The following is a 14109-nucleotide window of genomic DNA, read 5'->3' on the forward strand; positions in this document are numbered from 1 at the left end:
GTGACGGGCATCACATGCAACCATCCGGACTGATCACCTGTCACTTATGTACGCGGCGGCGGGTTCTGCGCTCGGAGGGGGAGCGCAGAACCTGCCGCCGCGTACACGTGTCACGGTGTCTCACGCCTTCTTCGGAACCTCCGGCACCGGCAGCAGCAAGGGCAGCCGCAATGCGCCGAACGCCTCCTTCGGAACCGCCGGACGGACCGGTTCCACCGCCGCCAGCCGGGTGTAGGCCCCGCCCTGCTCAGGTCGCGGGTCCTGCTCGCCCTTGTTCGGCCAGTACGACATCGCCCGCTCCGCCTGCGCCGTGATCGTCAGCGACGGGTTCACCCCGAGGTTCGCGGAGACCGCCGAGCCGTCCACCACCGAGATGCCCGGGTGCCCGTACAGCCGGTGGTACGGGTCCACCACGCCCTCCTCGGCGGAGGCGCCGATCGGGCAGCCGCCGAGGAAGTGCGCGGTCAGCGGGGTGCCCATCAGCTCGCCGATGTTGCTGCCCGGGAAGCCGTTGATCTCCTCGGCCAGCAGGGTGGCCGCCTCGGTGGCCTCCTTGATCTGCACCGGGTTCGGCGCGCCGTGCCCCTGGCGGGCGGTGAGCAGGCCCTTCCCGAGGCCGCCGGGCTTGCGGTACGTCGTCAGCGAATTGTCCAGCGACTGCATGACGAGGCCGATGATCGTCCGCTCCGACCAGCGCCGGTTGGACAGCGAGCGCGCCAGCTGCACCGGGTGCCTCGCGGTCCGGGCGAACCACGCCCGGACCCGGTGCCTGCTGAACGGCACCTGGAGCACGGTCATGAACCCCATGGCGTTGGAGCCCTTGCCGTAGCGGACGGGCTCGATGTGGGTGTCGGCGTCGGGGTGCACGGACGAGGTGATCGCCACGCCCCGGGTGAAGTCGGCGCGCTGCTCCTCACCGGGGCCCGCACCGCGGCGCCTGCGGTAGCGGCGGTCGTCGGTCTGCGCGCCGACCAGGCCCTCCGAGTTGGTCCGGGTCAGCTCGCCGAGCCGCTCCGAGATCCGCGGGAGCAGCCCGTTGTCCTTCATGGTGTGCAGCAGGGTCTGGGTGCCGTACGTGCCCGCCGCGACGACGACGTACCGGGCGCGCAGCTCCTTGGCGGCGCCCCGGCGGCGCGCATCGGTGGGGACGGTGCGGATCCGGTAGCCGCCGCCCTGGTGCTCGGCGAGCGCGGTGACGGTGGTCATCGGGTGGATGACGGCGCCGGCGCGCTCGGCGAGGTGGAGGTAGTTCTCGTTCAGGGTGTTCTTCGCGCCGTGGCGGCAGCCGGTCATGCACTCGCCGCACTCGGTGCAGGCCCTGCGGGCGGGGCCTGCGCCGCCGAAGTACGGGTCGGGGACCTCCTGGCCGGGGCGGGCCTCGCAGCCGCCCTCGGCATCCGCGCCGTCGCCGAAGAAGACGCCGACCGGAGCCATGTGGAAGGAGTCCCCGACGCCCATCTTCTCGGCGGCGGCCTTCAGATGGACGTCGGAGGGGGTCAGCGTCGGGTTGAGGCGTACGCCGAGCATCCGCTTGGCCTGGTCGTAGTACGGGGCGAGTTCCTCGCGCCAGTCGGTGATGGACGCCCACTGCCGGTCCTCGAAGAAGGCGGTGGGCGGCACGTACAGGGTGTTGGCGTAGTTGAGCGAGCCGCCGCCCACCCCGGCGCCCGCGAGCACCATCACGTTGCCGAGCAGGTGGATCCGCTGGATCCCGTACAGCCCGAGGGCCGGGGCCCACAGGTAGTTCCGCAGGTCCCAGCTGTTGCGTGGCAGGCTCTCGCGGGTGAACCGGCGTCCGGCCTCCAGGACGCCGACCCGGTACCCCTTCTCGGTCAGCCGCAGCGCCGAGACCGACCCTCCGAAGCCCGATCCGATGACGATGACGTCGTAGTCGTAATCGTGGTCGTACGACACTGCTTGTGCCTCCCGGTTGGGTCCTGGCGTGTCTAGCGCAGACGGAGAGCCTTCATGACCTTGAGGCTGCGGGTCATGAACGCCGCGTACCTCTCGTCGTCCATGCCCAGCGAGGGCGCCATCGGGAGCAGACGCTGGTGGGCGACGGTCTGGGCCTCGGTGTACTTGAGGATGCCCTCGGAGCCGTGGCGGCGGCCGAGGCCGGAGTCCTTCATGCCGCCCATGGGCGCCTGGGCGCTGCCGTAGGCGGGGGCGTAGCCCTCGTTGATGTTGACCGTGCCGGTGCGCAGGCGGGCGGCGACGGCGTGGCCGCGGCGGGCGTCCTTGGTCCAGACGCTGGAGTTGAGCCCGTACGCGGTGGAGTTGGCCTGCGCGACGGCCTCGTCCTCGTCGGTGAAGCGGTAGATCGAGACCACCGGGCCGAACGTTTCCTCGCCGCAGACCGCCATCGGCGCCTCGACGCCGTCGAGGATGGTGGGCTCGTAGAAGAGCGGGCCGATGTCGGGGCGGGCGGTGCCGCCCGCGACGAGGGTGGCACCCTTGGCGACGGCCTCGTCGACGTGCCGCTGGACGGTCTCCAGCTGGCGCTCGCCGACCAGTGAGCCCATGTCCGCGCCGTACGCGAGGGAGGCGCCGAGCCGCATGGCCTTCGTACGGGCGGCGAAGCGCTCGACGAACGCGTCGGCGATCGAGGCGTGGACGTACAGCCGCTCGATGGAGATGCAGAGCTGGCCGGCGGAGGAGAAGCAGGCGCGGACGGCGCCCGCGGCGGCCTTCTCGATGTCGGCGTCGTGCAGCACGAGCATGGCGTTCTTGCCGCCGAGCTCGAGCGAGACCCCGACGAGGCGGGCCGCGGCACCCTGGGCGACCTCGCGGCCGGTCCGCGTGGAGCCGGTGAAGGAGACGTAGTCGGCGTGCCGGACCACCTCCGGGCCGACGACGGGCCCGTCGCCGAGCACGATCTGGAAGACCTCGGCGGGCAGTCCGGCCTCGATCAGCAGGTCACGGGCCCACAGGGCGGTGAGCGCGGTCTCGGTGTCGGGCTTCATGACGACGGCGTTGCCGGAGACGAACGCGGGCAGCGCGTCACCGACGGACAGCTCGAGGGGGTAGTTCCAGGGGGCGATCTGGCCGACGACCCCGCGCGGCTGGCGCAGCTCGGTGACCTTGGTGAGGGTGGGCATGGCACCCGTGTGGCCTTTGGGGCGCAGGTACGCGGGGGCCTTGCGCCCGTAGTGCCGGGCGGCGACGGCGACGGCCTGCACCTCCTCGTGGGCGTGCAGGCGGGCCTTGCCGGTCTCCAGCTGGATCAGGTCGAGCACCTCGGCCTGGCGGGCCAGGGCCAGGTCGTGGAAGCGGAGCAGTACGCCGGCCCGCTGGCGCACGGGGACCGCGGCCCAGGCGCCCTGGGCGGCGCGGGCCCGGTCGAAGGCCTCGGCCACGTCCTCGGGAGTGGCCTCGGGCAGGTCCGCCAGCTTGGCCCCGGTGAAGGGGGTGTGGTTGGCGGTCCGGCCGGAGCCGATCACTCCGCGGGTGAGCCGGGTGACCAGGTCGGGGGTCACCACGTCGGCGGCGGTACGGGCACCGGCCGGGGCGGGGGCGACCGGGTTGGTGGGCTGCGGTGCGCTGCGGAGGGGGGCCGGGGCCTGCGAGTCCGTCATGGCGGTGAGCGTATTCCGCCTGCGAGGCTTTGGGTACCCGTCGGTAACCGGATTTTGCCATTTCCGCCAGCGATTGCTGGCAGGATGCCGGAATCGGGCCGGAAGGAATCAGGGCCGCTTGGCCGGCGGCTCCCAGCCGCTGAGCACGATGTCGAACTGCTGCTCGGTCGTGGCCCAGTCGGAGACCGGGCTCGACATGTAGATGGCGTACTCCGTGCCGTCCGGGGCGATGTACATCTGCTCCTTGGCCCTGCGGGGACCGGGGTGGTTCTGCTTCTCCGTCCAGCTGAAGTCCCAGAGCGCGGCCCGGGTGCTGTCCTGGAAGGTGTTCTGGTTCAGCCGCACCTTCTTGTAGTCCGTCCGCTTCTGCACCTGCTGCTCCAGGTCGAGCACGTGCGCCAACGGGTCCCGGTAGTCCGGGGTGGGGTCGGCGGCGATCCGGATGAAGTGCTTCCCGTCGTCCGGGGTGTAGTCGATCTGGTCGCCGTTCGCCACGCGCTTCCAGCCGTCCGGGACGAACAGGGTGAAGCCGCCGATGGGGTCGGTGACCTTGTTCCAGCCGGCCGGCGCGGCGGCCGGCTCAGGGGCGCTGACGTTCTTGTCCGCGCTGCCCTTCCCCTGGTCGTCCATGTACTTGAGCACCCCGAACACGCCGCCGCCGCCGAGCAGCGCCGCCACCAGGGCGATGCCCGCGGCCCGCTTGAGCCAGCCGTTCGCCGGGGCCGCGGGAGCGGGAACCGCAGCGGTCTCGGCGGGCTCCGGCAGCGGGGTCGTGTGCGAGGTCGTCCGCGCGGCCGTCTGCGCTCGCTGCGCAGGCGCGGCCGGACCGTCGGACGGCTCCTGCGCCGGGACCAGTTCGTCCTGGGTCACCGCGCGGGTGGGCACGTACGCGTGCGCCGCCTTCGGCTCGCGGCCCTCCATCGCCTCGATCAGCATCCGCTCGGTCTCCTGGGCCGAGGGCCGCCCGTCCGGATCCTTGCGCAGCAGGGCCGTGATGACCGGCCCCAGGGCCCCCGCCTGCCGCAGCGCCGGCGGCTCGTCGTTGACCACGGCCTGCAGGCTGGAGATGGGCGAGGTGCGGCGGAAGGGCGAACGGGCCTCGACGGCCGTGTACAGGGTCGCGCCCAGCGACCACAGGTCGGAGGCCGTACCGGGGGTGCCGCCGGTGACCCGCTCCGGGGCCAGGTAGTCGATCGAGCCGACGATCTCGCCGGTCCGCGTGATGGAGGAGTCGCCCTCGATCGCGGCGATCCCGAAGTCCGTGAGCAGGACCCGCCCGTCCTTGGCGAGCAGCACGTTGCCCGGCTTCACGTCCCGGTGCAGGACGCCGACCGCGTGCGCGGCGCGCAGCGCACCCAGGACGTGCAGCCCGATCCGGGCCGCCTCGTTGGGCTCGATCCGGCCGGCCGCCTTGGCCGCCTCCGCGAGGGAGGGGCCGTCGATGTACTCCATGACGATCCACGGCCGGTCGTCGTGCTCCAGCACGTCGTGGACGACGACGACCGCCGGATGCTGGATCCGGGCCGCGGCCCGGGCCTCCTTCTGCGTGCGGGCGTGCAGGACCTCCCGGTCGGCCTGGGCGACGTACAGACCCGCCGTCAGTTCCTTGACGGCGACGGTCCTGTGCAGCAGCTCGTCATGCGCGCGCCACACCTTGCCCATGCCGCCGCTGCCGATGGGCTCCACGAGCCGGTACCGGCCAGCGAGCACCGCACCCGCACCTGTCTGCTGTTCCACGAAACCCCGCCACTCTGTGCACTTCGGGCCAGATTACGGAGCCCTCGGGGCTGCCGGAACCGTGAAGGCGCGGTTCCGGCAGCACTGTGACGCAATCGCCGTACTGAGCCTCCGTCAGTCCGCCTCAACCACCCGATTTGTAACTCCCCGTGGCCTTCTCGAAGACCTCGGTGACCTTGCCCTCCCCGTCCTGCGGACCGGTGACCACGACGACGTGGTAACTGCCGCCCAGCGCCACGACGAAGTTCCGGGCGACGACGCTGCGGCCGTTGCCGTCGATCCACGTGTACCGGCCGGTGACGCGGAGCTGGTTGCCGACCTTCGTGGTCTTCACGTCGCCGCCGCTGGCCCAGGTGGAGGACCGGTACGGGGCCAGCTCCGGCTCCTTGTCCTTCTGGTACGTCGCCGGGTCCGGGTTGCCGTCGACCTTGTCCCGGCCGGGGACGACCGTCAGGACGTACTCCCCGTCGGTGTATCGGACCTGCCCGGCCTCGTTCATGCCGCGCCGCTCCCAGCCGTTGGGGACGGCGATCTCGAAGTGCTCCGGGTCCTGCTGCGTGGTGTACCCGGGCGGGGCGGGGGCCCCGGTCTGGGGGGTCTGGGGCGCCTGGCTCTGCCGGGGCGAGGCCGGGGCGGGCGTGGAGGCGGAGGGCGACGGGGACTGCTGCGCCACCGGGGTCTTGTCGTCGGCACCCCGCTGCTCCTCCTGCTTGGGCAGGAAGAGCATGGCGTAGGCCACGGCCCCGGCGAGCAGGGCGAGGACGCCGACGAGCAGGATCCGCCCGAGGGAGCGCGGCTTGCGGGAGGGGGCGGGGTTGCGGTGCCGGCCGTGCAGGTCCCCCCGCCGGCGTACGACGGGCAGCCGCGCGGGATCCGGCTCCGGCATCGGGAGCACGCCGAGGCCGCCGTCCGGCTCGGGCGCGGACCGTACGAGCGAGCGCAGCCAGCCGCGGAGCTCCTCGAAGTCGGGGCGCTCGGTGGGGTCCTGGCGCAGCAGCGACTCCACGACCGGGCGCAGCGGGCCGCACTCCTCGGCGAAGGCCGGGGGCTCGGCGCAGACCATCTCGACGAGTTCGGTGACGCTGTCCTCGGGGTACGGGGCGTGGCCCTGCACGGCGCGGTACAGCAGCGCACCGAGCGCCCAGAGGTCGGTGGCGGGTCCGACGGGGGCGGCCAGCTGCCAGGGCCCCGTGACGGGCCCGGCCTGCTCGGGGGCCCACCGCTCGGTGACGGCCCCGACGACGGCCATCCGCGTCTGCCGCGCCCGCTCGGCATCCAGCCCGCTCCGGATGCCCCCGCCGGCCCAACCCCCGCCGTGGCCGGGCGGGCTGGGCCGGCCGGGGAGGTGCGGGCCCGTGTCGGCGCTCTCGGTCCCGTTCGGCCGAACGGGACCGGGCTCGCCCGGGGGCAGGTACGAGGCCATGTTCGGGCCCTCGGTGCCCTGCGGCGAGGCCGGGGGCGGGGGGTCGGCCTGGTGATAGCCCTGGGGCAGGGCGAGTTGTGCGGGCAGTGCCGGACGGGCCGGCGCCGGTCCGGGCTGCGACTCGGGCGCGGGCTCCGGCTCCGGCTGCTCGGCCGGGGGAAGGGCGGCCTGCCGGCGCGGGGTGGCTCCGTGCCACGGCGCGCTCGTCCCGGTCTCCGGGCCGCCGTACGGGTACGCGTACCCCTGCGGGAGGTTCGACCCCTGCGGCCTCGGCTCCGGCGCGGGCTCGGATCCGCCCTTGCGCTGCTCGGTGACCCGCGCGGCGGCTGCCTGTGCGCCGGCCCGGTACGCGGCGATGGCCCCGGCCCGGGCGGCGGCCTTGAGGTCGGGCCGCTCGCCCGTCGCGCCGGGGGTGATGTGGTCGGAGTACCGCGGTCCGGTGTCGTACCCCGGCGCCACGAGGGGCGCGTAGCCGCCCGCGCCCGGACCGGCATCCCGCCCGCCGCCCGCCGACGGGTCCGGGGCCCCGCCCTGGAGCCCCCGTACGGCGAGCCCCGCACCGGGCGGCGTCCCCCGGTCCTGCTCCCCGCCGGGGTTCGGTGCCGTGTCCCGGCCGGGATCAGCGGCTAAGGCGGCCGTACCCGGGTCCGCCGACGCCGGGGGCGGTGCACCGGGGCCCCGGGCGGCGGAGTTCCGGCCCGTACCGGGGCCGTCGCGGAGCGGCGTGCCCCAGCCGCGGGCCGGGGGCGGCGGCGTGTCGGGCGGGGCCCAGCCTTCGGACGCGCCGGGGTTCGGCGGGACCGGGTCGTAGCCGCACAGGGCGTCCTCGGCGGCCCCCGCCGCCAGCCCCGTCAGCACGACCCTCCCGTCCTCGCATATCAACACGGTCCGGACCGTGATGTTCCGGTGCGTCCAGCCGTGCGCGTGCAGCACCCGCAGCGCGGTCAGCACGTCCGCGGCGACCTCCGCCGCCCGGTAGGGGCTCAGCGGTTCATCGGCGATCAGCGCGGCCAGCGGACGTGAGGGGACCAGCTCGCTCACTATCCAGAGCGACCCGCCCTCGGCGAACACGTCGAAGACCTGGTCCAGCCGCGGATGGTCCGGCACGGACGCGGCCGCCTGCGCTGCGGCGATGGCCCTGCGCACGGCCGGCAGATCCCCCGCCGCCCGGCGCCCCGCCGCCATCGGGGCCCGCGCCCCGCCGCCGGCCGCCGCATCCCCGTCCAGCAGCTCGGCATCCACGAGCTCCGGCAACGGAACCTGCCGTACCAGGACTTCCTGCCCGCTGCGCGTGTCGAAGGCGCGGGTCTCGACCAGCTCGTACTCGTCCGACGGCGGCAGCGGCAGACGGTAGCGGTCGGCCAGGATCCGGCCCGCGTAGTCCTCCACTCCGCCTCCCCCGAGTGCTGGGGGCGCACGTGTCCCATGGCCCCGCAGCCACGATACGTCGCGCAGGGCGCCCGCGTCCCGGGCCTGGAAAGGCTCGTGGCGACTCGTGGCGGGCGGCTGCTCAGCCGAGCGGCTGGAAGGTCGCGAACGCCGTGTTGCGCATCGTCGTGCACTCCGGGCCGTCCCACTGGTCCGCCGCACAGCTGATCATGATGGCGTAGCCGTGCTTCGCGTCCACCTTGAAGCCGCGGTTGAGCACCCGGACCTTGATGCCCTTCTGCTCCCGCTCGAACTCCCAGTCGGCGACGGTCGGGTAGCCGTTGTACTCCGTCGCGTCGATCCGGATCGTCCGGTAGTTCGTGCTGGAGCTCGCCGTTCCGGCGACCGCTTCCGCCCACGCGGCGCGGGCGTCGTTGCCGGGGCTGGCGGTGTAGTCGACCTGGATGCGCGGGAAGCCGCCGTCGCGGCTGTATATCGCGCCGGAGTTCTCGCCGGCTATGCCCGTCACCTTGAAGCCCGAGGGCATCGCCATGGAGAAGTGGAACCCAGGGTCCGTCACCTTGGCGTAGCCGTCCGGCAGTCCGCCTCCGGGACTGCCCGGCGAGGCGCCCTGACCCTGGCTCTGCCCTTGGCCCTGGGTCTGGCCCTGGCCCTGGCCCTGCTGCCCGCCCGGGGACTGGCCCTGGCTGGGCTGGGTGCCGCCGGTGGTGGTGCCGGTCCCGCCCTTGCCCGCGGTGGCGCTGGTCTCGCCGGTCTTGGCGGACGCGCTGGGGTTCGGCGTGCCGGAAGCGGACGTTCCCGGACCGCCCTTGCCCTCCTCCTTCTTGTCGGACGGGTCGTCACCGCTGAACGCGTACGCGATCAGGGATCCGATGACGGCGAGGGCGACGACCACACCCGCTATCGCCAGGGCGATGGTGCGGCGGGACATGACGTCGGTGAGCGGCGCCGCGACCGGCGAGCGCTTGCCCGTCGCCGGGGGCTCGGCGGCCGAGACCGCCGTCGTCGCCGCTGCGGCTGCCGCGGCCTTGCGGGTCGCCTTCAGCGCGGCGCGGGCCCGTTCGCGCTGCTCGCGCTCGAGCCGCTCGCGCTCCTTCTTCTCCGCCTTCTCGGCGGCCTTTTCGGCAGCCTTTTCGGCGGTGACCTTGGCCGCGGCCTCCTTGGCGTCCGCCAGCGAGATCTGCCGCGTCTCCTCGACGGCCGGGGCGAGGACCGGGGCGGGCGCCGGCTCCGGCGCGTTGATGACGGCGGTGAGCATCACCCGGGCGCGCTCGTCGTCGAGGCGGCGGGCCGGATCCTTGGCCAGCAGGCCGTAGATGACCTCGGTCAGCGGACCCGCGTTCTTGGGCGGTTCCACCGGCTCGGTCATGACGGCGGTGAGGGTGGCGAGCGCGGACCCCTTGTCGTACGGGGGCACGCCCTCGACGGCGGCGTAGAGCAGTCCGCCGAGGGACCACATGTCGGCGGGCGGGCCGGGCTTCTGGCCGCGGGCGCGCTCGGGGGAGATGTACGAGGGGGCGCCGACGAGCATGCCGGTGGAGGTGACGGAGGGGTCGCCTTCGACCTGGGCGATGCCGAAGTCGGTGAGGACGACGCGGCCGGTGCGGGCGATGAGCACGTTGGACGGCTTGACGTCCCGGTGCAGGATGCCCTGGCCGTGCGCGGCGCGGAGCACGTCGAGGACGGCGAGGCCGACCTCGGCGGCGCGGTGGGGAGTCAGCGGGCCCTGTTCACGGATGAATTCGGCCAGCGAGGGGCCCTCGATGAGCTCCATGACGATCCACGGGCGCTCGTCCTCGTCCACGACGTCGAAGACGGTGACGGCGCCGCCGCTGCGGATCCGCGCAATGGCCTTGGCTTCGCGCAGCGTACGGGTGATGAGGCGGCGCTTCTCGTCCTCGTCGACGCCGGTGCTGAAGCGGAGTTCCTTTACGGCGACGGTCCGGCCGAGGGTCTCGTCCTCGGCGCGCCAGACGGTGCCCATGCCGCCCTTGCCGAGCACTTCGCGCAGCCGGTAGCGGCGCGCGAGCAGCCGGCCCTCGGCTCCCGCGCCCTGAGCGGCCTTGGCGGCAGCCGCCTTGACCGCAGCCGCAACGGCATCGGCCTTCTCGACGACGGGATTCCCCGCCGCAACAGGCTTCGCCGCAGCAGCAGGCTTCTTGTCCTCGGCCTCGGCAGACGCCGCCGCAGCCTTGTCCAGGTCCGGCTTCCCGCCCTCGGTGACGCCGGCGGCAGCCGCAGGCTTGCCCAGGTCGGCCTTCGCCGCAGCAGGCTCCTCGCCCGCCGGCTCGGCAGACGCCACGGCAGGCTTCGCGTCCTCGGACGCGCCACCACCGGCCCCGCCCGGGGCCGACTTCCCGGCCTCGGCGGCACCAGCCGCAGCCTCCGCCGGCTCTGCGGCACCGGACGCAGGCTTGCCCACGTTCGGCTTCGCCGCAGGCGGGACGGCAGGCGGGGCGGCAGGCTTCGCGGCGCCAGGCTCCGCAGCCTGCGGTGCGTCAGGCTTTGCCGCAGGCGACTTCGGCTCCGCCGACACAGGCTTCGCCCGGTCCTGCTTCGCCGCAGGCGACTCGGCGGGCGACTCGGTGTGCTCCGGCTTCGACATGCGTCCCCTCTGCGATCGTGCCGCCTGCTCCGGGTGCTCCGGCAGCCTCCGGGGTCCCCGGTGGCCCGCCCCGGGAGAACCCGTGCGGTAACCCGCCCCGGCAGAACCCTCATTGTTCCTCACTCCGCAACGGACGGGCGCCCCGGGTCCGCGGTTCCCCCCTCCGGATCCCGGAGTTACAACGGAACGATGTCAGGAGCCCCCAACCGCGCCGCATCCGCCGTCTGGTCGTCCGGCTGACGCTGCGATTCCCGTTCCGCCTGTACCCGCTTGTCGTAGTGTTCCACTTCCTTCGCGGTCTGCTGCTCGTCCCACCCCAGGACCGGAGCCATCAGCTCCGCGCACTCCCGCGCCGACCGCGTCCCCCGGTCGAACGTCTCGATCGAGATCCGCGTCCGCCGCGTCAGCACGTCGTCCAGATGCCGCGCACCCTCGTGCGATGCCGCGTACACCACCTCCGCCCGCAGGTAGTCGTCCGCCCCGCCCAGCGGCTTCGCCAGCCCGGGGTCCGCCGCGATCAGGTCCAGCAGTTCGTCCGTCATCGAGCCGTAGCGGTTCAACAGGTGCTCGACCCGCACCACATGAAGGCCCGTCCGGGCCGCGATCCCGGCCCGCCCGTTCCACAGCGCCCGGTACCCCTCCGCCCCCACCAGCGGCACGTCCTCCGTCACGCATTCGGCGACCCGCTGGTCCAGCCCGTGCACCGCCTCGTCCACCGCGTCCTTCGCCATGACCCGGTACGTCGTGTACTTGCCGCCCGCGACCACCACCAGCCCCGGCACGGGATGCGCCACCGTGTGCTCGCGCGAGAGCTTGCTCGTCGCGTCCGACTCGCCGGCCAGCAGCGGCCGCAGGCCCGCGTACACCCCCTGCACGTCGTCCCGCGTGAGCGGCACCGCCAGCACCGCGTTCACGTGCTCCAGCAGGTAGTCGATGTCCGCGCTGGACGCCGCCGGATGCGCCTTGTCCAGGTCCCAGTCCGTGTCCGTGGTCCCCACGATCCAGCTCCGCCCCCACGGGATCACGAACAGCACGGATTTCTCCGTCCTCAGGATCAGGCCCGTCGAGGAGTGGATCCGGTCCTTCGGGACGACCAGGTGGATGCCCTTCGACGCGCGGACGTGGAACTGCCCCCGCTCCCCGATCAGCGCCTGCGTGTCGTCCGTCCACACCCCGGTCGCGTTCACGATCTGCCGCGCGCGGATCTCGTACTGGCCGCCGCCCTCCACGTCCTGCACGCGCGCCCCGACGACCCGCTCCCCCTCGCGCAGGAAGCCGACCACCCTCGCCCGGTTGGCGCACTGCGCCCCGTACGCCGCGGCCGTCCGGACCAGCGTGGCCACGAACCGCGCATCGTCCATCTGGGCGTCGTAGTACTGCAGGGCCCCCACCAGCGCGTCCTTGCGCAGCGCCGGAGCGACCCGCAGCGCGCGCTTGCGCGACAGGTGCCGGTGTACCGGCAGCCCCCGCCCGTGCCCGCTGGACACCGACATCGCGTCGTACAGCGCGACGCCCGATCCGGCGTAGAACCGCTCCCAGCCCTTGTGCTGCAGCGGGTACAGGAACGGCACGGGCTTGACCAGGTGCGGGGCGAGCCGCTCCAGCAGCAGGCCGCGCTCCTTCAGGGCCTCCCGTACGAGCGCGAAGTCCAGCATCTCCAGGTACCGCAGGCCGCCGTGGATCAGCTTGCTCGACCGGCTGGACGTGCCCGACGCCCAGTCCCGGGCCTCGACCAGGCCCGTCGAGAGGCCTCTGGTCGCGGCATCGAGGGCGGTACCGGCGCCCACCACGCCCGCGCCCACCACCAGCACGTCCAGTTCCCGCTCGGCCATCCGGGCGAGCGCCTCTTCGCGCTGGACCGGCCCCAGTGTCGCTGTCCTCACGGCTGCCTCCCGTTCGGTGCGGGTGTTCCCCGCTCGGTGCGGGTGATCCCGCTCACATCCCCCGCCCTCGATTCTGACCCGCTGCACCCACATCAGCCACCGCCTGTGGACAACACAACGGTGACCATCACCCCGTAATACGACACATCGGTCATATATACGCCTAGTCTGACATCGCGCCAGCTCCACACCTGGACCCGCACGGTCCACAGGACTTGCGCACCCAGCCCCCTCATGCATGCCAGGGAAGGGACGGCACCCCATGCCCGCAGATCTCGCCGTCATCGGACTCGGCCACCTCGGCCTCCCGCTGGCCCAGGCGGCCGTCGCCGCCGGAATCGAGACGGTCGGCTACGACAGTGGTCCGGCCACGGACTCCACCCTCACCGCCGCCGAGATCCGCCGCATGTCGGCCGCCGGCTTCCGGGTCACCACCAACCCCGCCGAACTCGGCCGGGTCCGCACCGCCGTCATCTGCGCCCCCACCCAGCTCGGCGCCGACCGCGCGCTCGACCTCTCCGCCGTCGGCGAGGCGGGCCGCACGCTCGCCGCCCGGCTGCGCCCGCACACCACCGTCATCCTCGAATCCGCCGCCCACCCGGGCGTCACCGAGGACTACCTGCGCCCGATCCTCGAGGCCGGCTCCGGACTGCGCGCCGGCCGGGACTTCCACCTGGCCTACTCGCCCAGCCGCCTCGACCCGGGCAACCGCACCCACGGCGTCGCCAACACCCCCAAGGTGATCGGAGGCCTCACCCCCGCCTGCACCGAGTCCGCACACGCCTTCTACGCCCGGCTCACCGAGAAGGTGGTCCGCGCGCGCGGCCTGCGCGAGGCCGAGACCGTGCAGCTGCTGGAGACCAACTACCGGCACGTCAACATCGCCCTCATGAACGAGATGGCGGTGCTCTGCCACGACCTCGGCGTCGACCTGTGGGACGTCATCCGCTGCGCCGAGACCAAGCCGTACGGATTCCAGGCCTTCCGGCCCGGCCCGGGAGTCGGCGGCCACAGCGTCCCCCTCGACCCCAACTACCTCCCCCACACCACCCGCACCCCGGGCCACCCCTTGCGCATGGTCGGGCTGGCGCAGGAGATCAACAGCCGGATGCCCCAGTACGTCATCCAGCGTTCCGCCACCCTGCTGAACGAGCACGGGAAATCGGCCCGCGGGGCCCGGGTCCTGCTGCTCGGCGTCACGTACAAGCCGGATCTGGGCGACCAGGAGGGCTCGCCCGCCTGCGAGATCGCCAGCCGCCTGCTCGACCTCGGCGCGCTGATCAGCTACCACGACCCGTACATCGCCGGATGGCGCGTCAGGGACCAGCCCGTCCCCCGTGCCGAATCGCTGTACGAGGCCGCCGCGAACGCCGATCTGACGATCCTGCTCCAGCACCACCGCACGTACGACCTCCAAGGTCTGGCGGTGAAGGCGCAGTTGCTGCTGGACACGCGCGGCGCCAGCCCGGCGGGCGCGGCACACCGGCTCTGATCACG

At 73.3% G+C, this 14109-nt stretch carries 7 protein-coding genes; 1 reads left to right on the top strand and 6 read right to left on the bottom strand.

What is annotated here, in order from left to right; all coding sequences use genetic code 11:
• Window positions 1-120: 120 nt before the first annotated feature.
• The 6 genes from AB5J51_RS16970 to AB5J51_RS16995 all read right to left on the bottom strand — a co-directional run bounded on the left by AB5J51_RS16970 (window position 121) and on the right by AB5J51_RS16995 (window position 12612).
• Window positions 121-1914 carry a GMC oxidoreductase gene (locus AB5J51_RS16970; protein ID WP_053786409.1) on the bottom strand — a complete coding sequence of 598 codons (1794 nt, stop codon included), beginning with the start codon at window positions 1912-1914 and terminating at the stop codon, window positions 121-123.
• Between the two features lie 32 nt (window positions 1915-1946).
• The gene (locus AB5J51_RS16975) at window positions 1947-3575 is read right to left on the bottom strand and encodes a succinic semialdehyde dehydrogenase (protein WP_369778012.1); all 1629 of its coding nucleotides are present in this window, start codon (window positions 3573-3575) and stop codon (window positions 1947-1949) included.
• Between the two features lie 108 nt (window positions 3576-3683).
• Window positions 3684-5312: a serine/threonine-protein kinase gene (locus tag AB5J51_RS16980; protein WP_369778013.1), complete on the bottom strand. Its 1629-nt coding sequence runs from the start codon at window positions 5310-5312 to the stop codon at window positions 3684-3686.
• Window positions 5313-5436: 124 nt separating this feature from the next.
• Entirely contained in the window at window positions 5437-8124 is a 2688-nt protein-coding gene (locus AB5J51_RS16985; protein WP_369778014.1) for a protein kinase, read from the bottom strand.
• A 121-nt stretch (window positions 8125-8245) separates the two neighbouring features.
• Window positions 8246-10729 carry a serine/threonine-protein kinase gene (locus AB5J51_RS16990; protein ID WP_369778015.1) on the bottom strand — a complete coding sequence of 828 codons (2484 nt, stop codon included), beginning with the start codon at window positions 10727-10729 and terminating at the stop codon, window positions 8246-8248.
• A 176-nt stretch (window positions 10730-10905) separates the two neighbouring features.
• Window positions 10906-12612 (bottom strand): glycerol-3-phosphate dehydrogenase/oxidase, encoded by a 1707-nt coding sequence (locus AB5J51_RS16995; RefSeq protein ID WP_053786413.1) that lies wholly within the window; start codon window positions 12610-12612, stop codon window positions 10906-10908.
• 262 nt (window positions 12613-12874) lie between these two features.
• Here AB5J51_RS16995 and AB5J51_RS17000 point away from each other — a divergent pair, with 262 nt between their 5' ends.
• Window positions 12875-14104, top strand: coding sequence for a nucleotide sugar dehydrogenase (locus AB5J51_RS17000; RefSeq protein WP_053786414.1), 1230 nt, complete (start codon window positions 12875-12877; stop codon window positions 14102-14104).
• Window positions 14105-14109 lie beyond the last annotated feature (5 nt).

The organism is Streptomyces sp. R33 (assembly GCF_041200175.1).
In the GTDB taxonomy this organism is placed as follows: domain Bacteria; phylum Actinomycetota; class Actinomycetes; order Streptomycetales; family Streptomycetaceae; genus Streptomyces; species Streptomyces katrae_B.